This is a genomic window from Devosia insulae DS-56 (assembly GCF_000970465.2).
GTDB lineage: Bacteria > Pseudomonadota > Alphaproteobacteria > Rhizobiales > Devosiaceae > Devosia_A > Devosia_A insulae.
Genome location: NZ_LAJE02000058.1, coordinates 1 through 21,289 on the forward strand (window position 1 = coordinate 1; position 21,289 = coordinate 21,289).

Annotated in this window: 22 protein-coding genes and 1 pseudogene; 14 read left to right on the plus strand and 9 right to left on the minus strand. The window is 65.6% G+C overall.

Annotation, left to right across the window (positions count from 1 at the left end):
• Positions 1 to 85: DUF2442 domain-containing protein (locus VW23_RS29755; protein ID WP_141728202.1), on the plus strand; the 85-nt coding region annotated here is incomplete at its 5' end.
• Between the two features lie 17 nt (positions 86 to 102).
• Here VW23_RS29755 and VW23_RS03010 read toward each other — a convergent pair.
• From VW23_RS03010 to VW23_RS03020, 3 genes are read right to left on the minus strand one after another with little or no spacing between them, the layout of a single operon-like run.
• A complete protein-coding gene (locus VW23_RS03010; RefSeq protein WP_069908115.1) occupies positions 103 to 513 on the minus strand; it encodes a GNAT family N-acetyltransferase in 411 nt (136 codons plus the stop codon).
• 3 nt (positions 514 to 516) lie between these two features.
• Positions 517 to 909: a VOC family protein gene (locus VW23_RS03015; RefSeq protein ID WP_069908116.1), complete on the minus strand. Its 393-nt coding sequence runs from the start codon at positions 907 to 909 to the stop codon at positions 517 to 519.
• 54 nt (positions 910 to 963) lie between these two features.
• Complete coding sequence (locus VW23_RS03020) at positions 964 to 1,923, minus strand: LysR family transcriptional regulator (protein ID WP_069908117.1); 960 nt, start codon at positions 1,921 to 1,923, stop codon at positions 964 to 966.
• Between the two features lie 128 nt (positions 1,924 to 2,051).
• Between VW23_RS03020 and VW23_RS03025 the strand changes: the two genes are divergently transcribed.
• Complete coding sequence (locus tag VW23_RS03025) at positions 2,052 to 3,458, plus strand: MFS transporter (RefSeq protein WP_069908118.1); 1,407 nt, start codon at positions 2,052 to 2,054, stop codon at positions 3,456 to 3,458.
• A 305-nt stretch (positions 3,459 to 3,763) separates the two neighbouring features.
• Positions 3,764 to 4,060, plus strand: a complete 297-nt coding sequence (locus VW23_RS03030) for a PRC-barrel domain-containing protein (RefSeq protein ID WP_055997231.1) — start codon at positions 3,764 to 3,766, stop codon at positions 4,058 to 4,060.
• 34 nt (positions 4,061 to 4,094) lie between these two features.
• Here the strand turns inward: VW23_RS03030 and VW23_RS03035 are convergent, their stop codons facing one another.
• Both VW23_RS03035 and VW23_RS03040 read right to left on the minus strand, forming a co-directional pair.
• Positions 4,095 to 4,652, minus strand: a complete 558-nt coding sequence (locus VW23_RS03035; protein ID WP_069908119.1) for a GNAT family N-acetyltransferase — start codon at positions 4,650 to 4,652, stop codon at positions 4,095 to 4,097.
• Between the two features lie 30 nt (positions 4,653 to 4,682).
• Positions 4,683 to 5,759: a GntR family transcriptional regulator gene (locus VW23_RS03040; RefSeq protein ID WP_084645463.1), complete on the minus strand. Its 1,077-nt coding sequence runs from the start codon at positions 5,757 to 5,759 to the stop codon at positions 4,683 to 4,685.
• 342 nt (positions 5,760 to 6,101) lie between these two features.
• Between VW23_RS03040 and VW23_RS03045 the strand changes: the two genes are divergently transcribed.
• The 8 genes from VW23_RS03045 to VW23_RS03080 all read left to right on the plus strand — a co-directional run bounded on the left by VW23_RS03045 (position 6,102) and on the right by VW23_RS03080 (position 15,600).
• Positions 6,102 to 7,121: a Gfo/Idh/MocA family protein gene (locus tag VW23_RS03045; RefSeq protein WP_069908121.1), complete on the plus strand. Its 1,020-nt coding sequence runs from the start codon at positions 6,102 to 6,104 to the stop codon at positions 7,119 to 7,121.
• 26 nt (positions 7,122 to 7,147) lie between these two features.
• Positions 7,148 to 8,113 carry an N-acetylmuramic acid 6-phosphate etherase gene (murQ, locus tag VW23_RS03050; RefSeq protein WP_069908122.1) on the plus strand — a complete coding sequence of 322 codons (966 nt, stop codon included), beginning with the start codon at positions 7,148 to 7,150 and terminating at the stop codon, positions 8,111 to 8,113.
• A complete protein-coding gene (locus VW23_RS03055) occupies positions 8,110 to 9,354 on the plus strand; it encodes an ABC transporter substrate-binding protein (protein ID WP_069908123.1) in 1,245 nt (414 codons plus the stop codon). Before murQ ends, VW23_RS03055 begins: the two co-directional genes overlap by 4 nt.
• A 75-nt stretch (positions 9,355 to 9,429) precedes the next feature.
• Positions 9,430 to 10,323, plus strand: coding sequence for a carbohydrate ABC transporter permease (locus VW23_RS03060; RefSeq protein WP_069908124.1), 894 nt, complete (start codon positions 9,430 to 9,432; stop codon positions 10,321 to 10,323).
• Positions 10,320 to 11,156: a carbohydrate ABC transporter permease gene (locus VW23_RS03065; RefSeq protein WP_069908125.1), complete on the plus strand. Its 837-nt coding sequence runs from the start codon at positions 10,320 to 10,322 to the stop codon at positions 11,154 to 11,156. Before VW23_RS03060 ends, VW23_RS03065 begins: the two co-directional genes overlap by 4 nt.
• A gap of 27 nt (positions 11,157 to 11,183) precedes the next feature.
• Positions 11,184 to 12,122, plus strand: a complete 939-nt coding sequence (locus VW23_RS03070) for an N-acetylglucosamine kinase (RefSeq protein WP_069908126.1) — start codon at positions 11,184 to 11,186, stop codon at positions 12,120 to 12,122.
• 155 nt (positions 12,123 to 12,277) lie between these two features.
• Positions 12,278 to 15,199 (plus strand): autotransporter family protein, encoded by a 2,922-nt coding sequence (locus tag VW23_RS03075; RefSeq protein ID WP_084645464.1) that lies wholly within the window; start codon positions 12,278 to 12,280, stop codon positions 15,197 to 15,199.
• A gap of 176 nt (positions 15,200 to 15,375) precedes the next feature.
• Positions 15,376 to 15,600 (plus strand): hypothetical protein, encoded by a 225-nt coding sequence (locus VW23_RS03080; RefSeq protein WP_069908127.1) that lies wholly within the window; start codon positions 15,376 to 15,378, stop codon positions 15,598 to 15,600.
• Positions 15,601 to 15,611: 11 nt separating this feature from the next.
• On the opposite strand, the gene VW23_RS03085 is transcribed toward VW23_RS03080, so the two are convergent.
• On the minus strand, positions 15,612 to 16,427 hold the full coding sequence (locus VW23_RS03085) for an SOS response-associated peptidase family protein (RefSeq protein ID WP_069908128.1): 816 nt from the start codon (positions 16,425 to 16,427) through the stop codon (positions 15,612 to 15,614).
• A gap of 175 nt (positions 16,428 to 16,602) precedes the next feature.
• On the opposite strand from VW23_RS03085, the gene VW23_RS03090 reads away from it, so the two are divergent.
• The gene (locus tag VW23_RS03090; RefSeq protein ID WP_069908129.1) at positions 16,603 to 16,983 is read left to right on the plus strand and encodes a RidA family protein; all 381 of its coding nucleotides are present in this window, start codon (positions 16,603 to 16,605) and stop codon (positions 16,981 to 16,983) included.
• Between the two features lie 79 nt (positions 16,984 to 17,062).
• On the opposite strand, the gene VW23_RS03095 is transcribed toward VW23_RS03090, so the two are convergent.
• Both VW23_RS03095 and VW23_RS03100 read right to left on the minus strand, forming a co-directional pair.
• Positions 17,063 to 17,446 carry a DUF2147 domain-containing protein gene (locus tag VW23_RS03095; RefSeq protein ID WP_069908130.1) on the minus strand — a complete coding sequence of 128 codons (384 nt, stop codon included), beginning with the start codon at positions 17,444 to 17,446 and terminating at the stop codon, positions 17,063 to 17,065.
• Between the two features lie 225 nt (positions 17,447 to 17,671).
• Positions 17,672 to 18,289, minus strand: coding sequence for a PIG-L deacetylase family protein (locus VW23_RS03100; RefSeq protein WP_069908131.1), 618 nt, complete (start codon positions 18,287 to 18,289; stop codon positions 17,672 to 17,674).
• A 203-nt stretch (positions 18,290 to 18,492) separates the two neighbouring features.
• Between VW23_RS03100 and VW23_RS03105 the strand changes: the two genes are divergently transcribed.
• Positions 18,493 to 19,290, plus strand: a complete 798-nt coding sequence (locus VW23_RS03105; RefSeq protein ID WP_069908132.1) for a hypothetical protein — start codon at positions 18,493 to 18,495, stop codon at positions 19,288 to 19,290.
• Here VW23_RS03105 and VW23_RS03110 read toward each other — a convergent pair.
• A pseudogene (locus tag VW23_RS03110) lies at positions 19,291 to 20,300 on the minus strand (YeiH family protein).
• 94 nt (positions 20,301 to 20,394) lie between these two features.
• On the opposite strand from VW23_RS03110, the gene VW23_RS03115 reads away from it, so the two are divergent.
• Entirely contained in the window at positions 20,395 to 21,264 is an 870-nt protein-coding gene (locus VW23_RS03115; protein WP_069908133.1) for a LysR family transcriptional regulator, read from the plus strand.
• Positions 21,265 to 21,289: the final 25 nt, after the last annotated feature.

Consider the following 21,289-nt stretch of genomic DNA (forward strand, 5'->3'; position numbering starts at 1 on the left):
CCTCAACTGGCGCTTCACCGATGGCGGCCGGGGCCTGCGCTGGCCCGACCTCGACGTCGACATTTCGATTGAGGAGCTGAGGTAGCTCCGGCGCATCCTGCCCTACTTCACCCACAGATACATGCCGACGGACTTTGGCGCGGTTTCGGCAAAGCCGTACTGGGCGTAAAGCGCCTTGGCCGGCCCATCGGCGATGAGGCTCACATAGGCGGTCGGCGGGGCGTTGGCCTTCAGCCAATCGACCAAGGCCGCGACGATCTGCTTGCCCAGCCCCTTGCCGCGATGCGCTTCGAGCACGGCGATATCGGTCACCTGGTAGGCGGTGCCACCGTCGCCGATCACCCGGCCCATGCCGATGGTCTTGCCGGCGTGCTCGATCACCACCGCGTGGATGGTGTTGGGGAGGCCGCGCGCCGCTGCCTCCTCAGATTTGCCACTCAGCCCCGACAGCCGGCGCAGCTCGCGGTATTCCTCGATCGTGGGGATCCGCTCAATCAATTGGTAGTCGCTCACGCTTCACTCCGCATCGAACAAAGTCAGTTGCACACCATCGGGCGCCTCGAGCCGCGAATTGGTGGAGCGGAACGGTGTCGGCCGTGGCGTTCCCAATACCTTGGCTCCCGCCGCTTCCAGCCGGTCGGTGGCCGCCGGCACGTCGTCGAAGCGCAGCGCCACGCGGAACTGCCCGCCGACGACGCGGCCAACCTCGATCTTGTCGATGAATTCGGCGTGCTTCCTGTCGCTGATCTCCAGCGTCGCGATCCCGGCGCCGAGGATCGCCACATGCCCGTCATCGTCGCCGACCGAGATCTGCTCTTTCAGCCCCATACTGTCGCGCCAGAACGCCAGCGCCTCTTCGAAATCATCGACAGTGAGCACTAGGCGCAATTCGCGGACGGTGTTGGTCATGTAGTTCCTCCAGGTAAGTCCTGAGCGTGGGGGGTGACGCTCTGGCGCTTATGCTCAAGCCGCTATCGCAATATCGCAGCTGCAGCCGCTGGTTTTCAACGCTTCGCGCGCCACCTCGACGAACACCCGGCGGAACCATTGCGCCCGGCCGTCGGCCCGGTCGACCCGGCGATAGAGCAGCGACACGGGCGAGGCCTCGAGCTCCACTGGTGGCTTGGAGATGGCGAGGCCGTGCAGCGACGCCATGCAGCGGGCGATTGATTCGGGGATGGTGGCGATCGCCGGCATGGCGCTGAGCGCCGTCGGCAGCGCCGAAAAGCGCGGCACTGTCGCTACCACCGAACGGGTCCGCCCGAGCTTTTTCAGCGCCGCATCGACATCGCCCGCCATGTCTCCCTCGAACGACACCGCGATATGCGCCTCGCGGGTGAAATCGGCCAAGGTGAGTGGTGCCGTCAGCTTCAATTGATCGGGGTCGTAGATCGAAATCGAGCTCTGGTGGAACAGCGGCTGACGCACGTGCCAGGAAGCCGGCTCGGGGTGGACCGAGACCGAGAGGTCGAACTCACCATTATCGAGCTGCTGGCCCGGGTGATGGGTGTGCGAGGCCACCGAAACCAGCTTGGCCTTCGGCGCCTCGCGGCGGATCCGCGCCGCCAGCGGCCCGAAGAACGCCGTCTCGAGGTTGTCGCACATGCCGAGGCGGAAGGTGCCCTCATAGCTCAGAGGGTCGAACGCATCCGGCATGCGGATCGCCCGTTCGATCGAACCCAGCGCGTCCTCGATCGCCGGAGCGATATCGAGCGCCCGCGGCGTCGGCTGCAGCCCGCGCCCGACCCGCACGAACAGCTCGTCGTCGAGCGCCTCGCGCAGCCGCTTCAGCGCGGCCGAGAGGCCAGGCTGGCCGAGCAGCAGCCGCTCGGCGGCGCGGCTGACATTGCGCTCCTGCATCAGCACCGAGAAGGCCAGCAGCAGGTTCAGATCGATCTTGCGAAGGGCGGTATCATTCATCATTGCCAGTGATACCTCGCATGATCACTATCAATTTGCAATATGGATGGCAGGTCGTCAGTTTCCGCTCCCTCTGCCGGCCGGCGCTCCTCCCTCACGCGACGGCGGCATTGCGAAAGGGATAAATTTCGATGACCTCTACCAAGATCGGAGGTGTCGCCGGGCTGGCCCTGTTCCTGCTCTGCGCCGCCAACTTCCTCGACGCCATGGACGTTTCCACCATCGGCGTCGCCCTGCCCGCCATCCAGGCCGAACTCGGGCTCGAGCCCAATGTGCTGCAATGGGCGGTGAGCGCCTATGTGCTCGGCTATGGCGGCTTCCTGCTGCTCGGCGGCCGCGTCGCCGATATCTTTGGCCACCGCCGCGTCTTCCTCTGGGCGCTCGGCATTTTTGCCGCCGCCTCGATCGCCGGCGCCTTCGTCGATTCGGGTCCGACCCTGATCGCCGCCCGGCTGATCAAGGGCATTGCCGCCGCCTTCACCGCGCCGGCCGCGCTCGCCCTGCTGCTCAGCGTGTTCGGTGAGGGCCAGGCCCGGGCCAAGGCGCTCGGGCTGTTCGCCTCCACCGGCGCTGCCGGGTTCGTGCTCGGCATGGTGCTGGGCGGGGCGGTTACCGTCTTCACCTGGCGCGCCACGCTGGTGATGGCGGCGCCGGTTGCCATCCTCGTCCTCCTCATCGCGCCGTTCGTCTTGCCACCCGACAAGGACAGCGGCAGGTCGCGCGCCTCGTTCGACTGGGCCGGCGCCATCACCATCACGCCGGGCCTCCTACTGTTCGTCTTCGGCGTCACCAACGCCTCGGCCGCCGGCTTTGCCGCCCCGCTCACCTGGGGGCCGCTCGCCGCGTCCATCGCGCTGATCGTCATCTTCCTCGTCGTCGAGTCCCGCCATCACGATCCGATGGTGCCGCTGTCGATCTTCCGTCGGAAGAAGCTGAGCCATGCCAACGTCGTCGCCGCGCTGTTCCAGGGCGTCTATGTCGGCTTCCAGTTCCTCGCGACGCTCTACTACCAGCACGTCTATGGCTGGTCGGCCTTCGCCACCGGCTTCAGCTTCGCGCTCGGCGGTGCCTGCGTGATGTTCCTCGCCCCGCGTCTCGCCGGCGTGGCGCAGCGCAACGGCACGACCAAGGTGATGGCCATCGGCGTCTTGCTGCAGGCCATCGGCTACGTGTTCTGGGTACTGGCGATCGGCCGGTTCGATCCCGTAGCTCTGGTCATCATCACCCAGCTCTTCCTCGGCCTCGGCTATGCCGCCACCTACCCCTCGGTGCAGGTCGCGGCCCTTGCCGACGTCGAAGACGACAAGTCGGGTCTCGCCTCGGGGCTGCTGTTCGCCTCGTTCCAGATTGGCGGCGGTATCGTCCTCGCAGCGGTCTCCGCCATCTTCACGGCGGCGCCGGGCTTCAGCTGGGAGCCCTACATTGCCGGCGGCGCGTTCGTTGCGGCGCTGGCCGTGGTCACGACGCTGATCGCCGCGGTTGGGCCGAGGTCGGCGACCAGTCGCGTCCCCAGCGCCGTACCGCAGGCGGCGGAGTAACCAGTCCGCCCCCTCCCCCGGCTGGTGGAGGGGGCGGTAGGTCAGGTTCGTGCACCACCCACCGGGTCATTCCCGCGAAAGCGGGAACCTCTGTTTTTGTGCCCGCCGCACGATCGCAAACGGAGTTCCCCGCTTTCGCGGGATGACACCGAGTGGGGGCAACTTGCAGGGCCTCAGCGTCACCCCCATTCGCTGGAGATTTCGAGTTTCATGAGCGGCCGCCGGCGACGTATCGCAGGCAACTTGGGAACGGTCGGCCGCCCGGCGGGTTTGGTTCACTCGACCAACCTCAGAGGAGACCTCCGATGGACCATTCCACCCACACCCGCCTCGGCAATACCGAGCTCACCCCGGCGGTGCTCGAAGGCGCCACCGTTTACGGCGCCGATGACGAGAAGGTCGGTACTGTCTCGCATGTCCACGGCGCCGGCCTCGGCAGCGAGATCATCATCGATGTCGGCGGTTTCCTCGGCATCGGCGCGAAGCCGGTGGCGGTGTCCGCCAGCCAGCTCGAGTTCATGCGCGACGAGAGTGGCGACGTGCACGCCGTGACGACGTGGACCAAGGACGCGCTCGAGGCCATGCCCGAGCATCACCACTGACTGATCGGGCGGCCGGCATCCCCGGCCGCCTTCCTTACAGGCGCTTGCCCAGCCAGATGTCCGGCTTGCCATCCCCGTTGGCGTCGGGGATGAAGCCGATGACGCCAAACCCGCATTTTCGGTAGAACTCGAGCGGGTGCTTGCCGCCCGGTGTGGCGGCCAGCTGGCGCAGCACGGCAGGCGTATCGGCGTAGAGATCGGCGCCAAACGCCGTGGTGCCGCCGAAATCGTCGTCGCTGCCGAGATACAGTGTCAGCGCCCCGCCGGCGCGGACCTGGTCTTCGATGGCGGCCACCAGTCGGCTGCCGATCCCCTGCCCCTGCCGATCAGGCGCGACGACCAGCGGGTGCAGCTCAGAGGCGTGCGAATAGCTCGCGATGGCGCCCACCCAGCCGCAAACCGCATCGCCCTCCACCGCCGCAAGGCCAGCCCATTCCGGGTCTCCCGTCAGCTTTGCGATCTCGCCACGCGCCTCCTCGGTAGTCTTCCAGGCAGCCGGCACATGCGCCAGCGCCGCAACCAGGATTTCGGCGGCGGTTTCGCGCTGCGCCAGGGTGAGATCGGTGAACGGGACGATACTGATACCGGCCATGTCGATGTGCTACCCTGCTTCGCCAGCCAACTATGACGGTTCAGCTGTCGAGGCCCGAACGATCAGATCGGGCGTTACCGTCGTACGGATCGCCGGGCCGGTATAGGTGCCTTCCAGCCGATCGCACAGCATGCGCATGGCAAGCTGTCCGACAGCACCCGGATGTGGATTCACACTGGTCAGCGGTGGGTCAAGCGAACGCGACCACAGGCTATTGGCGATCGAAACGACCGAAACGTCCTGGGGGACGCGCAGTCCCGCTTGGCGGAGGCCCTGAATCACTCCCATCGCGGTCACGTCGTTGCGGGCAAAGATCGCCGTGAACTCAGCTCCACTCGAGACCAGATCCGCTACGGAATGCTGGCCCGCCGCCTCCGATGGCAGATCGTAAGACCGCACCAGCTCCGGCTTGATAGCAAGCTTACGCTCTCGCAATACGTCAGCGTAGCCGTCGTACGGTGAGAACCCCGGCAGGTGCGGCAGGCCCTCCACATATGCGATCCGCTGGTGACCCAGCCCGATCAGGTGCTCGACGGCCTGGTGGGCGGCGATACGGTAGTCAACACAGACTCCGTCGCAGTTCACTCCCCTGGGCCAGCGGCCGATATAGACCAGCGGTTTGCCCGCAGCGATGAACTGTTGCACGCCGCTCGAAGACTGCTCGACCGAGTTGGGCACGACCAGCGCGCCGCACACCGTCGGGTCGGCGGCAGATTGGCCGACCTGCGAGCTCTCGCTGGCGGTCGAGTACTCTGACTGGCCCACCATGACGCGCAGATTGTAGCGCCGGGCTTCCTTCTCGATGCCGTTGACCATCTCGCCGTAATACGGGTTCGAGAATGTCGGAATGATCACCGAAACGATGCGCTGCGCGCCGGTTACCACCTCGGCGAGCGCGCTGCCGCCGGTAACGTAAGTCCCGCGCCCCGGCTGACGCTGCAACCGCCCCCGCTGCACCAGGTCGTCGATGGCGCGGCGGATCGTCGTGCGCGACAGGCCGAGTTCTTCACCGAGCTGTCGCTCGGAGGGCACAGCTTCGCCGGCGGGGTATTCGCCGCTTTCGATCCGCTCCAATAGCAGACCAACAAGAGTACCGGTCTTATCCATGACGCTCTATTGACGAGTTTTGTAAGACATGTATCATACCACAATCAGACCGCGAGGGAGGAATGACCAAATACGAGGTCACCAGTTCCCCCGCGGATAGCACGGAATACGCAACGCTGGGTGGGGCGCATGAAGTTTCCTGAGGAATCCCGCAGGCGCAGGCCAATCGCGCCATCCCGCGCGAAATGGAGCGACACAACCGGCGTCCGGAGATCGATACTTTCTGCCGCAACTGCCCGCCCCGCGCCTGATACCGCAATATAGTACCGGTATCATATTGAATTCTGGAAGTGAAGTCCCCGGCGACCCAAAAGCGCCGCTGAATGTCGAAACGAGGAAAGCATGAAGAACGGTTTTGCGCTGGTTGGTGCCGGGTTGTTTGGAGAGAGGCACGCTCAGGCGTACAGCCGCCATCCGCTGGTGGACTTCAAGTATGTCTGCGACCTCGACGAGGCTCGCGCCAAGCGCATCGCTGAGACCTATGGCGCCGGCAAGTACACCACCGATATCAACGAGGTGCTCGCCGATCCCGACGTGGTGGCCGTCTCGATCGCCACGCCCGATCACGCCCACCGCACCGCCACCCTCGCCGCGGTCGAAGCCGGCAAGCACATTCTGGTCGAAAAGCCGCTGGCCACGACCATCGAGGACGCCGAGGCGATGATCGCTGCGGCCCGCAAGGCCGGCGTCAAGCTGATGGTCGATTTCCACAACCGGGCCAACCCCCCGATGGTGGCGGCACGCGATGCCCTGGCGCGCGGCGATATCGGCAAGCCGTCCTACGTCTACGCGCGTTTGAGCAACACCGTCGCCGTTCCGCAGGACATGCTGAAGTGGTCGAGCAATTCGTCGGCCCTGTGGTTCCTGGGCAGCCACATGATCGACGTAGTCGGCTGGATTCTCGATGACAAGCCGGTGCGCGCCTATGTCGTCTCGCGCGACGGGGTACTCAAGGACTTGGGCGTCGATGCTCCTGACTTCCATGTCGCCACTGTGGAGTATGCAAAGGGCACGGTCGCCGTGTTCGAACACGCCTGGATCCTGCCGCGTACCTACAACACGGTAAAAGACCTCAAGCTCGAGTTCCTGGGCAGCAAGGGCGCCATCAATATCGACGGGTCGCATAACCGCACCATGGAACTCTATACCAGCGAAAAGGGCTCCTTCCCGGACATGCTGGTACCCCCGTTCGGGCCGCATCTGACCGGCTTCGTGCTCGACGCCGTGGTGCATTTCGTCGAGGCGGTGCTGCACGACAAGCCTGTGCTGGCGACCGGCGAGGATGGCCTCGCCAACACCAGGATCATCAGTGCCCTGATCGAGGCGGCTCGCCTCGGCCAGCCGGTGCAGTTGTCGGTCTAGAACGGCGCCCGGGGGAGGAAAGCAAGGTGGAACCGAGTCTGCTGTCCGAGCTGGATGGCCTGGTGTCGGAGGCGCGCAACCCCCGCACCGGCCGTCTCGACCGCATGAGCGCCATCGAGCTGGTGCAGGCGATGAACGACGAGGACCGCACCGTTGCGGTTGCGGTCGCCAAGGTCCTGCCCGAGGTCGCAGTGGCGGTCGAGCGCATCGTTACCGCCTTTGGCGAGGGTGGCAGGCTGGTCTACGCCGGCGCCGGCACCAGCGGCCGGCTTGGCGTGCTGGATGCATCCGAATGCCCACCCACCTTCGGCGTCGACGCATCGATGGTGGTGGGGCTGATCGCCGGCGGGGACCGTGCCCTGCGCCATGCCGTCGAAGGGGCCGAAGACGACGAAGCCGCAGCCGTGGCCGACTTGCAGCGCATCACGCTCAGCGGCAAGGACGTGCTGGTGGGGCTCGCCGCTTCGGGCCGCACACCCTATGCCGCGTCGGCCCTGCGCTATGCGCGCAGCATCGGGGCGACGGCCATCGCAGTCACCTGCAACCCCGGCTCGCCGATCACGCACGAGGCCGATATCTCGATCGCCCCCGAGGTCGGGCCGGAAGTTCTTGCCGGTTCGACGCGGCTGAAATCGGGTACGGCGCAGAAGCTGATCCTCAACATGCTGACCACCGCCAGCATGGTGCAGATGAGCAAGGCCTTCGGCAACCTCATGGTCGACCTCAGAGCCAGCAACGAGAAGCTGCGGGCTCGTGCCGTGCGCATCGTGGCGCAGGCCACCGGGTGCTCGATCGCCGAGGCCGGCGAGGCCCTGGTTGATGCCGGGCATGACACCAAGCTCGCGATATTCGTCCAGTTGTCGGGCCTCGACACCCCTCAGGCCAAAACACGACTGGCGGATGCCGGGGGGATTCTCCGCGTCGCTTTGGACGCGGGCATCGATGCGGGGCCGGGGCCCCGACCACTACAAGCAAGGGAGACTAGAAAATGAAGCGCATTCTGTTATCCGCGGCCGCAACCGTGACGTTGAGCCTGTGCATAGGCGCCGCCGAGGCGCAGACCCTCAGCGTGCCCAGCTGGATGTGGGAAGAGGGCAACGTGGGCGTCTGGTTCAAAACCAATACCGCCCAGTTCGAGGCCGCCGAAGGCATCAAGGTCACCCCGACCCAGATCCCGTCTGCCGACTTCGAGAAGGTCGTCACCACTCAGATCGCCGGCGGCGCGGTTCCGGACCTGATGACCGCCTTCACCTCCATGCTCCCGCCGCTGATCGACGCCGGTACGCTCGCGCCACTCGACCAGTGCATCGCCGACGGCGGCTTCGGTGACCGCCTGCTGCCCTCGGTGAGCTTTGCCCAGGTCGATGGCAAGACCTATGGCGTGCCGCTGACCATGAGCCCCTGGTCGGTGGTGGTGAACAAGAAGCTGCTCGCTGACGCCGGCATCACCGAGATGCCGAAAACCGTGGAAGAGCTCTATGCCGCCGCCAAGGCGGTGAAGGAAAAGACCGGCGCCTATGGTTATGCCTTCGGCAATGACATGGCGGCGCCGTTGCACGTCTACATCAACTCGATGCAGTGGGTGCTTGGCTTCGGCTCGGACTGGTCGCAACCGGATGGCACGATCACAGCCAACGCCCCCAAGAACATCGAGGCGATCGGCTGGATCAAGCGGTTCATGGATGAGGGGCTGGCGCCTGTCGGGCTGGGGGTGATCCAGGCACGTGACCTGTTCCTCGACGACAAGGTCGCCATCATGTTCGAGGGCCCATGGCTGATGACCCAGGTCGCGAGCCAGAAGCCCGAGATGATGGCCGATATCGACTTCGAGATCGTGCCCACCCCGACCCACGCAGCCATCACCGGCGGCGCTTTCTACGTGATCCCGGCCAAGTCGCCCAACCCCGAAGCGGCGTGCAAGCTGCTGACCGCATATCTCAGCGAAGACGCGCAGCGGAACTGGCTCGAGGGCCTGTTGCAGATCCCCGGCACCAAGGTGCAGGCGAGCCCGGAATTTCTCGCCAAGAACGCCTGGGTCGGCAAGATGGCCGACATCGCGGCCCAGTATCCGGGCGGCATTGGCTACGCCCCTCCGGGCTACCTGATCCAGGCCGCCGAGTTCCGCCAGATGGTGGTCGACGCCCTGTCGGAAATCTATTCGGGCAAGACCTCGGTCGAGGACGGGCTGAACGGCCTGCAGGGCAAGCTGGAGAACTGGAAAGCGACACTCTAGCAACTTCCCACCCCCGCCTTTCGGGGTGGCGCAGGCCGCCCCGAAACGTCCCTCGAGCCAATGTGAAGTACGCCAATGCCGAGACCCATGACGCAACGCATCAACTGGCTACCTATCTGGCTGCTTGGGCCGGTGGCGATCCTGCTGGCCGTGATCCTGATCTGGCCGATCGTGCAGGGCGTCGCCCTGAGCTTCTTCAACACGCGGATCCTCAACTATTCCGCCGGCAAGTTCATTGGCCTCGCCAATTTCAACGCCCTGTTCCAGGACGAATATTTCTGGAACTCGCTCAGGGTGACGGCAATCTACGGCGCCGCTTCGGTCATCTGCACCTATGCCCTGGGCCTTGGCTTCGCGCTGCTGCTCAACCGTGACTTCAAGGGCCGCGGCTTCATCCGAACGATCTTCATCCTGCCCTGGGCGATCCCGGAGGTTGTCGCGGTCCTGATCTTTGCCTGGATGCTCGACCCGCAGTTCGGCGTGGGCAACTACCTGCTGGTAATGATCGGGGTCATCGAGCAGCCGCAGGCCTGGCTGTCGCAATCGCACCTCGCCCTGCCCGCGCTCGTCGTGCTGACCGCCTGGCAGCAGTTCCCGCTGGCCATGCTGATCCTCCTCGCCGGCCTGCAGACCATTCCCGAGGAGCAATACGAAGCCGCCAGGATGGATGGCGCCGGGGCGTGGACGCGCTTTGTGCACGTGACGCTTCCCGGCCTCAGGTCAGTGAACGTCATCCTGATCCTGCTGCTGATCCTCAACTCGTTCCGGCGCGTCACCATGATCTATGCGATGACCCGCGGCGGCCCCGCCCGTTCGACCGAGACGCTGTCCGTTCTCACCTACAATACCGCCTTCGAGTATCAGCGCGTCGGCTACGCCGCCGCCGTCGGCACCGTGCTGCTGCTGATCCTGCTGGCCTTCAGTCTCGTCTATTTCTGGAGCATCATGCGGAGCAACCAGGCCAAATGACCCCGGCGCGCAAGAAGTCGATCCTCAACGGGTTCTGGTTTGTGCTGACCCTGGTCTGCGCAGCCATCGTGTTCTTCCCCTACTACTGGATGTTCGTCTCCTCGGTCGAGACCGACAGCATCTTCACCTGGCCGCCGCACCTGATCCCGAGCGGATTCAGCCTCGAGTCCTATTGGACCATCTTCGAAGAGCGCGACATCGGCCGTTGGCTCTTGAACACGCTGATCGTGGCGGGCAGCACCTCGCTGTTCTCGACCATCATCGCCATCAACGCGGCCTATGCGCTGTCACGCTTCAAGACCACGACAACTTCGGTGTTCACCGTCATCATCCTGTTCTCGCAGCTTCTACCCGCGGCGCTGATCGTCGTGCCGCTGTTCGTGATCTTCCAGCAGATCGGGCTCTACAACAGCCTTGTCGGTCTGGCGATCGCCGACACCGCCTTCATCCTGCCGCTTGCCATCTGGCTGCTGAAAGGCTTCTTCGATCAGATTCCGGTCGAAATCGAGCAGCAGGCGATGATCGACGGCTGCTCGCAGTTGGGCGCCTTCTATCGGGTGATCCTGCCGCTATCACTGCCCGGCCTCGTCGTGGTGGTCGCGATGTCGTTCATCTCGGGCTGGGACGAGTTCTTCCTCGCCCGCACGCTGATCGCCTCGCAGGACCAGTGGGTGCTGTCGGTAGGCCTCACCTCGTTCCGCGGCGAGTACACGCTCGACTGGAGTCAGATGATGGCTGCGGCAGTGATCTTCGCCCTGCCCGCACTGGCCTTCTTCCTGGTGGTGCAGCGTTACCTGGTGGCCGGGCTGTCGGCCGGCGCCGTCAAGGGCTAGACCGATGCCAGACGGGAGCGTTCATCGATGAGCCTCTCGGTCCAGCTGGGGTTTGATATCGGCGGCACCGCCAGCCGCTGGGTCGCCTGCGATGCCTCGGGCGCCGTGGTCGCTCGCGGCGAGGTCGGTGGTGCATCGGGCCGGATGTTCGAGCCGACCGAGCACGACCGGCTGGCAGGAGTCGCTGCTGCCGTTGCACGAGAGGCGGCGGACAGGGCTCTGTCGGTTGGACGGGTCGTTGCAGGTCTTACCGGTTTTGGTCCCTCCGTTGCCGCCGAGGTCAGCGGCATCCTGGCAGGCGCCTTCGGGCTTGCGCTGGCCGATGTCATCCCGTTCGATTACATGACGTTGGCCTATCTCGACCAGTTTGCACCAGGCGAGGGGCATCTCGTTTCCGCCGGTACCGGATCGTTCGGGTTACACGTTGCTGCCGGCGGATCGCCGGTTCGCGTCGGCGGGCGCGGCATCCTGATCGATGATGCCGGCTCGGGCTCATGGATTGCCCTCACCGCCCTCGACCAAGTCTTCCGCGGCTTCGACCGGTGCGGATCGTTCGTCGACCACCCGGTGCTGGCCAGCGAGCTGCTCGCTGCCATCGGCGGCCGCGACTGGGAGGACGTACGGCATTTTGTCTATGGCGGCGACCGCGGCCGCATCGGCACGCTCTCGGTGGCCGTCGCCCGCGCCGCGACCCTGGGTGATCCGGCCGCTGTAGAAATCCTTCGCGCCGCCGGTGGCGAGCTGGCGCAGTTGGCGCTGGCGCTGATCGGGCGGGCCGGCGAGCGGCCCATCGCCTTCGTCGGTCGCGTCATCGACCTGCACCCCGCCCTCAGGGAGGCGGCGGTGGAGGCACTCGCGGGTCGAACGGTACGATTCGCCCAGGCCGACGCCGCGCTGGCTGCGGCGCGCCTGGATGTCGCACGCGAAGGCTTCGACAAGCTTAGCCGAAAGTCGGCAAAATTGTGAACAAAGGTGTCATTTTCAAGGTGAACGACATGAGCTAACGTTCCTGGTGTTTCGAGTAAACCATTGTCTTGATTGAACGAATAATCTCGCCTGAGCTTGGCGATGCAGACGGGCGGACCACCGGCGAGGCCACTCGCCAACTAAAGAGCGTCGAGATGAAGAACCAGAGTTTGAATGCCGGGGCCACGGGCCCCGTGAGTGATGCTGCGCCGCTTTTCCTGGCGCGGCGCCAACACCGCACCAACCGGTTGCTGCTGGCGAGTGTTTCGCTGCTCGCCATGGCGAGCGCGGGGCTGGCGACACCGGCCGGCGCCGCCGCTTATGGGGTGGCGAACGAGACCGAACTGATTGCGGCCATCACGGCTGCGCAGGGAAGTCCGGATGCGGCTTCAACAATTACATTAATGGGCAGTTTCACGATCTCCAGCGCGATGCCGACCATCGTAGGCAAACAGATCACAGTCGTCACTGACACCAACACGCTGACGCTGGCGACGGGCAATGCCTTCGACGTTGCTGCCGATGCACGGCTGACGCTAACCGGAAAAGTCGTGGGTGTCGGGCCGTCACTCGCAGCGAGTCTGGTCAAACAGGGAAGCGGCGAGTTGGTCATCAACGGCGTGACCGGTACGGGCCTCAACCGGATCGCCCTGCAGGGCGGAACCACCGTGCTCAACGGCGGCACCAGTCTCACATTTGGAGTCTCGGGCGGCACGGTGCCGCAGCTTACCGTGGCGCGCAATGCTAACGAAACTGCAACGCTGACCATTACGGGAAATGGAACGAGCCTGGTGGCAACGGGCACTCAGAGCATGGACCTGGGAGCGACGGGCTCCGGACAGGCGACACTCAATGTTGAGGCCGGCGGGCTTCTTCAGGGGAACTCTTCGGGTATCAGGTTGGCGGGCACCACAGCAGTCAACGTAACTGGCGCAGGATCCACCATCGATGTCGCCGGCTTCTTCCAGTTGAGTGGCAACCACACCGTCAGGGTGACGAACGGCGGACTCTTCGATGTCAGTGGTACCGCAACCTTCGGCGCCCAAACTACCAACATCGCGGCGGGCTGGTTGGATGGCGAGGTGTCTGGAGCAGGCTCACGGCTGCAGGCAACGACATTGGCGCTCCAGCGCGGCTCGCTTTCCGTGCTTGCCGGCGGGGTGGTCGAGGCCACCACGATCAGCGTCTCAACTGCCGCGGGCGGCACGGTATCCCCCGATTTCAACATGCTTGTGTCGGGCGGCGGCTCGGCACTCAACGCGATTTCCACCTTCACTCTCGCCACCAGAGGCGTCGGCGTGCTGACTATCGCCAATGACGGCCTGGTGAGGGTGAATGGGGGCGGCTCCGCTCTGGCCCTCGGGGGCGCGCTGCCCGCAAGTGATGCCACGCTTAACATCGGCGGCGCCGTCGGCGAGGCCGCGGCAGCGGCAGGCACGCTTCAGGCATCGGCCATCACCCTCGCCGCCAGCGCCGAGATCAATTTCAACCACACCGAGACGGGCTACGTCTTCGACATCCCGATCAACGGCAGCGGCGCGATCAACCAGGTGGCAGGGCGCACCATCTTTGGTGCCGACCAGCTTGGGTTCACCGGGCTCACCACGATCAGCGGCGGCATGCTCGAGGTCAACAAGGAACTCGGCGGCACGGTGAGCGTCCTTGGCGGTACCCTCGCTGGCATTGGAAAGGTTGGCGCCACCAGCCTCGCCGCCGGCGGCACCATCGCCCCCGGCAGCAACGGCATCGGCAGAAACGGCATCGACGACCCCGACCTCACCATCGCTGGCGACTACGTCGGCGGCGGCGGGCTGCTGCAGATCGAGACCGTGCTAGGCGACGACACCTCCGCTACCGATCGTCTCGTCATCACCGGCAACAGCGTCGGCACCACCAACGTCAGGGTGACCAATCTCGGCGGCGCCGGCGGCCAGACCACTAACGGCATCAAGATCATCGATGTCGGTGGCACTTCGGATGGCATTTTCAGCCTGCTCGGCGACACGGCGTATGAAGGCCAGCAGGCGGTGATCGGCGGCGCTTATCTCTACAGTCTGCAGCAGGGTAGTGCCGATGGCGACTGGTACCTGCGCAGCATCGTCAACCCCGATGACACGCCGGTATTCCAGCCGGCCGCGCCGGTGATCGAAACCTACGCCGCCTCTGCCTTGCAGGCTTTCAACACCACCGAGACCCTGCAGCAGCGCGTCGGCAACCGCTCGTGGTCGGGCGGCGCCGAGGGCAACGGCATCTGGGGCCGCATCGATGCCCGCCGCACCTCGCTCGCACCCGCCAACTCGACCACAAGCGCCAGCTACGAGGTCGATACCTGGCGGCTGCAGGCCGGCGCTGACGGCGTGCTTGCTGAGAGCGAAGCCGGCACCCTGGTCGGTGGTGTCAACCTGCAGCTCGGCACGATCTCCGCTGCCATCACCTCCACGGTTGGCAACGGCGGCATCGAAGGGACTGCCTTCGGCCTCGGCGGCACGCTCACCTGGTATGGGAACGAGGGCTTGTATCTCGACGCACAGGGCAAGCTGAACTGGTTCGACAGTACGCTCAGCGCCGATCTGCTCGCGGGGCCGCTGGTGTCGGGCAATGCCGGGTTCGGCTACGCCCTCAGCCTCGAATCCGGCCAGCAGGTAGCACTCGGCGACGGCTGGTCGGTGACCCCGCAGGCGCAACTGGCCTACTCGTCGGTCGATTTCGATGCGTTCGACTCGTATGGCTCGACCGTCGCACTACAGAGCGGCGACAGCCTGCTTGGGCGCCTGGGCCTTTCGGCCGATTACGAGAGCGAATGGCAGGATACGGCCGGCGAAACCGGAAAGACCCATGCCTACGGCATCGCCAACCTCAGCTATGAGTTCCTCGATGGTACGGCGACCAGCGTCGGCGCCGATACGCTAGTGAACGAGACAAATCCGCTGTGGGGCAGCGTCCGGCTGGGCGGCTCGGTGAACTGGGCCGGCGACGCGCTGTCGCTCTATGGCGAAGCCAACTTCGGCACCAGCCTCAACCAGCTTGGCGACAGCTACAGCCTCGGCGTCACAGCGGGTATCCGCGGCAAGCTCTAGGCTCGCGATGCTCGAAGCCCCGGTCGCAAGCGATCGGGGCGGCCCATCGTGGGGCTGCTCCATACCCTTGCGCCCGGTTGTGCGGCGGGGGCGCCTGCCCTACCACCCCTCGTGGCTTGCACGGGCTTCAGACCGGGGCATAGCGTCCGGGACTCCTCAAGCAATTGGAGCTCCCGATGTCAAAAGAGTCGTACGGCGCCCCCGGTGGGGCCCACAGCATGAGTGTCGCCGGCACGACCGTCGAAGAAGCAACCCAGCATGCTCTCGAGCTGCGCGCTAATAACCGCAACATTGAAGGCTCCCACGCCTTTCGCGAGCAGGAGCGGGTGCGGGCGGCCATCGAGAAGGCGAAGAAGGCCAAGGCGAGCCGACGGGCGCGCAACCCCTACGAGTTCGGCTGAGCGTCTACCGGCTAGAACAGCGAGGGCTGGGCGGGTGGCAGCTCGGGCGGCCCGTCCTCCTCCTCTGGCGGCGGATCTTCCTTGTTGCCGATCGAGACCATCTGCAACACACCGTTGGGCAGCGCGCGCTGCAGCTTCTGCGCCTCCTCCCACGGGGCCGTCATCCAGGTTGCGATCTCAGCCGGTGTCCTGAGGATCACCGGCATGGAATCGGGATTGGTCTTCGCGATGACGTCGTTCGGCTCGGTGGTGAGGAAAGCGAAAAGGTCGGTGGTGACCATGCCCTCCGAGGTTTTCCGCACGCTGGTCCATTGAGGCGCAAATATGCCGGCGAAGAACGCCAGCGGCCGGCCATCATCGAAGGCGAACCAGGCGTTGCCCAGCTTCCGGCCGTCGGGGCCGACCTCGTTGCTGATCTCGGCAAAGCTGGTGAACGGCACGATGCAGCGAAACTCGGGCGCCAGCCACCGCTTCCAGTGCTGGCTTTTGGTGTTGCGCACATTGTGAGTACCGCGGTCCGGTTCCATGCGCACCAGTTCGGCAAGCTCTTCGGCAGTAAGGGCCCGTCCCTGCTTCTTGGCGATCTTGTCGGCACGAGCCTGTGCAGCCTGATAGAGCGCCTGCGACGAGCTCGGCATGCCCCAGCGCAGCTTGATCAGTTCACGAAGGCCCGGCTGGTTGCGGATGATCGGCGCCAGCATATCGGGATAAACCCCGGTCTGCGGCGGCAAGTTGCCGATATTGGCCCCGACCTCGAAACCGAAAATCGTCTGCACCATCTGGCGGATGGCTTCGACATTGGTGGTGATGGAATACGCGTGGCACATGCGGGAACGCTAACTGCCGGAACCGCTTGCCGGCAAGGCCACACGCGCGGCCCCCTGCCCCGAACGCCGTTGCAGCATCCTCAATAAGTCAGTTGCCCCTGATTTCCGGCAACCATTCAGCGACTGTTCACCGCTCGACCCCTACGCCTCCACCATCAAGGCTGGAGTTGAACCCATGTCGCGAACCATAGTTTCCTCGCCCAGCCTGCCCAAGCCATCCCCCTATTTCAGCCATGCGGTAAAGAGCGCCGGGCTGGTGTTCGTTTCCGGCACCGCCCCCTATTCGCCTGAGACCGGCAAGATCGTGGGCGAGACCATCGGGGAACAGACCGCCCAGGCGCTGCGCAACATCAGCGCCATCCTCGTGGCAGCGGGCACGAGCCTCGAGAGGGCGGTGAGCGCGACCGTCATCCTCGCCGAGGAAGATGACTTCGCCGGGATGAATGAGGAGTGGCTGAAGTGGTTTCCGGCTGATCCGCCGGCGCGGCAGGGCGCCAAGCTTCCGGTTCGGGTGCCTGGCCTCAAGATCTCGATCGCCATGATTGCCGAAGCGTAGGCAACAAAAAACCCGCGCCGGCGGAGGCGCGGGTTTCAAGTCCGGCAGTTCTTGGAGGCTGCCTATTTCAAGCAGCGCCTCAAACGCGGCTGAGTCTGACGGTCTGGCAGAAGACGCCCTGGCAGCCATTGACCTTCAGGCTGTCACTGCCGGTCATGACCATCGTACCGGAATAGACGTCGCCGGCGTTCTTGACCGTGCCGGTCCATTTGTTGTCGGAGGACTGAGTGCCCTGGACGATAACCTGGTTCAGGTATTGCCGGTTCACATCATCCTTGTCGCGCAGCCAGATCAGGCGCGCGCAGAGGGCGCCGCTGCCGCATTCGGTGATCTTGTAACGGCTCTTGCCGTCATCGGCCTGCCAGGTGCCGGTCGGATCGGCGGCGATGGCGTAGACGGGGGCCGCGGCGCAGAGGGTGGCGAACACGGCGGCGGCAAGTTTGGTCGCGAGGTGCATGGTCATGCGTCTCCGGAAAATTTCGGGTCGGTTCGGTTGGTTGGCCGGATAAATAGGAACTTTGGCTGAATCTTGAATAAAGGCATCGTTCATCTGCCGTTCATGTTTGCGGCGAAGTACGGCCCTGAAATGGCAGCGATGCTGACTTGCTTTATGCGTCAGGAGTCTGCGAGCAGCCGCGCTGCCACAATCTCGCCTTCGGCCAACGGCACGGCCGGGATAAAGTTCCGATCACGAAGCTGTGAACGACCGCCAGACCGCCTCATGCGGGCCGATCGGCCAGATGGTTCGGGGCGAAAAGCGTCGGAGCGTTGATGGCTTTGGCAGCTGTGAAGGGTAGCAATTGACCGCTTCGAGCTTGTTCATGCTCGAGGCCCAGGCCTGCCGGCTCAGCCGCATCCCCCGCAGTGCGGCGTGGAGGTCGGCGATGCCGCGGCGGCGCACCCGGCGCGAGGCGGCATAAGGCAAGTCCTCGTAGAACAGCACCGAGTGCTCACCAAGCTCGGGCAGCAGCTCGACGACCACCGCCCGCACCGCCAGATGGTTGACGTGGCCGCCGATCCCGGCCGGGCAGAAGATGCGCGCGCCGGAAGGCAGCGACCGGAGCAGCCCGGTCAGCGGCGTACGGACCTGTGCGATGTCGTCGGCGAGGCCGCCAAGATCCCATGGCGACCGCCGCCGCACTGGTGGCTCCTCGAGGCCGAGATCGAGACGCTGCAGCTGGTAGCGCTCTGAAAACGCGGTGTCTTCCTCGCGACGCAGCACCATCACCCGGTCGATCGTCGCCGCGTCGGGCCAATGGTCGGTCGGCGTGCCGGCGACATAACCGCTGCGGGTGAACAGGTTCACCAGCCTGCCACCAGGCGCAGCGGCGACCCTCGCCCCGAGCGAGAACGCAATGTCGTCGTAATGCGGGGAAGGTAGATATTGTTGTCGGCCCCGGCAGCCGGGACCATAGAGACCTCCGTAGGGAGACGGTTTCGGGTGCCGGGTCGACACCAACTGTCCACAACTCCTGCCCGTACATGAACCCCACTCTTGCCGCAATAACGATGCGCCTCGCCGCGTCCGCCCGCTCCGGTCGACGCCAGAAGCTGCGCCTCGGCACCCTGCCCCGCATCGGCGGCATGGCGAGCATCCCCAGCCGCGCCGACGACCTCGAACAGGTGCTGACCCGCATCGTGCCACAGGTGGAGCGGCTGCACCTGTTCCTGCACGGCTACGATGCCATCCCAGCCGTAGCCCGCCACTCCCGCATCGTGCCGGTGCTGGCGCCGGCCGATACGGCGTTCCGCGCCTCGGGCAAATTCTACGGCCTGCTGCAGCAGAAAGGGCCCTGCCTCTACTTCTGCTTCGACGACGACATCCTCTATCCGCCCGATTACGTGGCGCGGCTGACCGCCGCCATCTGCCGCTATGGCGGCGGCGCCTTTGTCGGTGTCCATGGCAGCGACTATCCCGGCGCCGGGACGAGCTACGCCCGCGATCGCAAGACTCGCCCGTTCGCCAAGCGGCTGCTTATCGACCGTATCGTCGACGAACTCGGCTGCGGCACCCTGGCATTCCCATCGGAGCTGTTGAGCATCGATCCACGTCGCTGGCCACATGGCGACATGGACGACCTGATGCTCGCCATCGAGGCCGAGCGAAACGGCATCAACCGCATCGCAATCCGCCGGCGCCGCCGCTGGCTGGTGCCGATACGCCAAAGCCAGCCGGACAGCCTGTGGCTGCGTACCCTCGCCGACGACAGCCGGCAGAGCGAAGAGCTGCTCGAACTCAAAATACTGATGGGCCGCATCGCCCGGCCAGAACCGTCGGCGCGGCCCGCCGAAGCGCCGGCGCCCTGATCAGCTCCGTCCGAGGAGGAAGGCGGTCACCACCGCGAGCCCGACAAGCACCAGGATAGAGATGAAGCCGGCAAGCAGCACCCGGCCGCCCGACGACAGTACCGTCCGCAGATCGACCGACAGCCCCAGTGCCGCCATCGAGACGAGCGTCAGCTGTGACGAGGCCGCCTGCAGCGGCTGCAGCGTCGCCTCCGGCAAGAGCCCGAGCGAGCGGGCCGCCAGCATCAGCAGGAAGCCGGTGATGAACCAGGGCAGCAGCAGCGACAGCGACGGCCGCACCGCGGCCTTCCGCCCGTGGCGCAGCCCGACGAACAGCACCACCGGCCCCAGCATCAGCACGCGCATGAGTTTTACCAGCGTCCCGACCTGCGTGCTCATCGCCCCCACCGGCCCGGTCGCCGCCAGCACCTGCGGCACGGCGTAGACGCTGAGGCCGGCCACCACGCCATACTGCCATTGCGTCAGCCCGAGCGCGCCGAAGGCCAGCGGCAGCAGCAGCACCACGACGATGCCCAGCGCCGCGGTGAAGGCGATCGAGGCGGCGACATCCTCGGCCGGCGCCTCGATCACCGGCGCCGTCGCCATGATTGCCGAGTTGCCGCAGATCGAGTTGCCGCAGGCGACCAGCGTCGCCAGCCGCTCATCCAGCCCGAGCCAACGGGCCACCAGGTAACTGGCAGCGAGCGCCAGCAGCACCACGGCTGCGACTGCGGCGATGAGGTCGATACCCGATTGCGCCAGCGCCGCCGCGCTGATCGTGCCACCCAGCAGCACGACGGCGACCTCCAGCACGGTCTTTGCGGCGAACTGCACGCCTGCAGCGAAACGTGGGGGAGGCCGAGCAGCGTGTGGATCAAGGTGCCGGCGAGGATGGCGATGACCAGGCCATCGACATAGCGCGCGCCCAGCAAGCGCTGCTCGAGCGCCTCCACGCCAACCGCCAAAGCCGCCACGCCAAGGGCCAGTCCCAACCCGGGCAACACGCCGCCAATGTCCCGCCGCGCTAGCACAGCATGCTCCAAACCAAGTTGCCGAGAGCATAGGCATTGCGATCATTCGCGAAAATGACATAGAAGTGCATGTTTCATTCTGTTGGATCGAACGATGACACTCGAACAGCTCGCGGTTTTCATCGCCGTCGCCGAACGCGAGCACCTGACGCAGGGCGCCAATGCCGTTGGCCTTTCGCCCTCGGCGGCAAGCGCGGCGATCAAGGCGCTCGAGGCCTATTACGACGTGCGGCTGTTCGATCGCGTCGGGCGGCGGATCGAACTCACCCGCGAGGGGCGCGTGCTGCTGGCCGAGGCGCGGCTCACCCTGGCGCAGGTGCGCAACACCGAATCCGTGCTCAGCGAACTGGGGAGCCTGAGGACCGGTATCCTCGATATCCGGGCCAGCCAGACCGTCGCCAACTACTGGCTGCCGCCGCGCCTCCTGGCCTTCCAGGGGCAGTATCCGGGTGTCGCCATCAACTTCGAGGTCGGCAATACCAGCGCCGTCGCCGCGGCCGTGGTCGACGGTCGGGCGGAACTTGGCCTGGTCGAAGGCAGTATCGATGAGCCGGTGCTGGCCAGCACGCCGGTGGTGCGCGACCGACTGGTGGTCGTCACCACCGCGGGCGCGCGCACCGCACTCAGCGAGCTCAGCTGGATCATGCGCGAGCCCGGCTCAGGCACTCGAGCGGTGTTCGAAGGGGCGATGCGGGCTGCCGGCCACGATCCGGGCGCGCTGCGGGTTGCGCTGATGCTGCCCACCAACGAGGCGGTGCTCAGCGCCGTCCGCTCCGGCAGCTGCGCCGCCGCCCTCTCCGAAATGGTGGTCGCGCCGTTCGTCAGAAGCGGCGAGCTGCAGGTGCTCGACATCGACCTGCCGCCGCGGCAGTTCTCGATCCTCCGTCACCGCGAACGCCGCCTCTCGGCGGCTGCGGCACGGTTCGAGGCGCTGTGCCGCGCGGGGGAGCCGGGGCGCGAATGAGGCGGGCACCGGGCTCACAGTGCTC

Excerpts from the sequence above, each read along its gene's own strand:
- VW23_RS03015 (WP_069908116.1), bottom strand. The coding sequence starts at position 909 with ATGACCAACACCGTCCGCGAATTGCGCCTAGTGCTCACTGTCGATGAT.
- VW23_RS03020 (WP_069908117.1), bottom strand. The coding sequence starts at position 1,923 with ATGATGAATGATACCGCCCTTCGCAAGATCGATCTGAACCTGCTGCTG.
- VW23_RS03025 (WP_069908118.1), top strand. The coding sequence starts at position 2,052 with ATGACCTCTACCAAGATCGGAGGTGTCGCCGGGCTGGCCCTGTTCCTG.
- VW23_RS03030 (WP_055997231.1), top strand. The coding sequence starts at position 3,764 with ATGGACCATTCCACCCACACCCGCCTCGGCAATACCGAGCTCACCCCG.
- VW23_RS03035 (WP_069908119.1), bottom strand. The coding sequence starts at position 4,652 with ATGGCCGGTATCAGTATCGTCCCGTTCACCGATCTCACCCTGGCGCAG.
- VW23_RS03040 (WP_084645463.1), bottom strand. The coding sequence starts at position 5,759 with ATGGATAAGACCGGTACTCTTGTTGGTCTGCTATTGGAGCGGATCGAA.
- VW23_RS03045 (WP_069908121.1), top strand. The coding sequence starts at position 6,102 with ATGAAGAACGGTTTTGCGCTGGTTGGTGCCGGGTTGTTTGGAGAGAGG.
- VW23_RS03055 (WP_069908123.1), top strand. The coding sequence starts at position 8,110 with ATGAAGCGCATTCTGTTATCCGCGGCCGCAACCGTGACGTTGAGCCTG.
- VW23_RS03060 (WP_069908124.1), top strand. The coding sequence starts at position 9,430 with ATGCCGAGACCCATGACGCAACGCATCAACTGGCTACCTATCTGGCTG.
- VW23_RS03065 (WP_069908125.1), top strand. The coding sequence starts at position 10,320 with ATGACCCCGGCGCGCAAGAAGTCGATCCTCAACGGGTTCTGGTTTGTG.
- VW23_RS03070 (WP_069908126.1), top strand. The coding sequence starts at position 11,184 with ATGAGCCTCTCGGTCCAGCTGGGGTTTGATATCGGCGGCACCGCCAGC.
- VW23_RS03075 (WP_084645464.1), top strand. The coding sequence starts at position 12,278 with ATGAAGAACCAGAGTTTGAATGCCGGGGCCACGGGCCCCGTGAGTGAT.
- VW23_RS03080 (WP_069908127.1), top strand. The coding sequence starts at position 15,376 with ATGTCAAAAGAGTCGTACGGCGCCCCCGGTGGGGCCCACAGCATGAGT.
- VW23_RS03085 (WP_069908128.1), bottom strand. The coding sequence starts at position 16,427 with ATGTGCCACGCGTATTCCATCACCACCAATGTCGAAGCCATCCGCCAG.
- VW23_RS03090 (WP_069908129.1), top strand. The coding sequence starts at position 16,603 with ATGTCGCGAACCATAGTTTCCTCGCCCAGCCTGCCCAAGCCATCCCCC.
- VW23_RS03095 (WP_069908130.1), bottom strand. The coding sequence starts at position 17,446 with ATGACCATGCACCTCGCGACCAAACTTGCCGCCGCCGTGTTCGCCACC.
- VW23_RS03105 (WP_069908132.1), top strand. The coding sequence starts at position 18,493 with ATGCGCCTCGCCGCGTCCGCCCGCTCCGGTCGACGCCAGAAGCTGCGC.
- VW23_RS03115 (WP_069908133.1), top strand. The coding sequence starts at position 20,395 with ATGACACTCGAACAGCTCGCGGTTTTCATCGCCGTCGCCGAACGCGAG.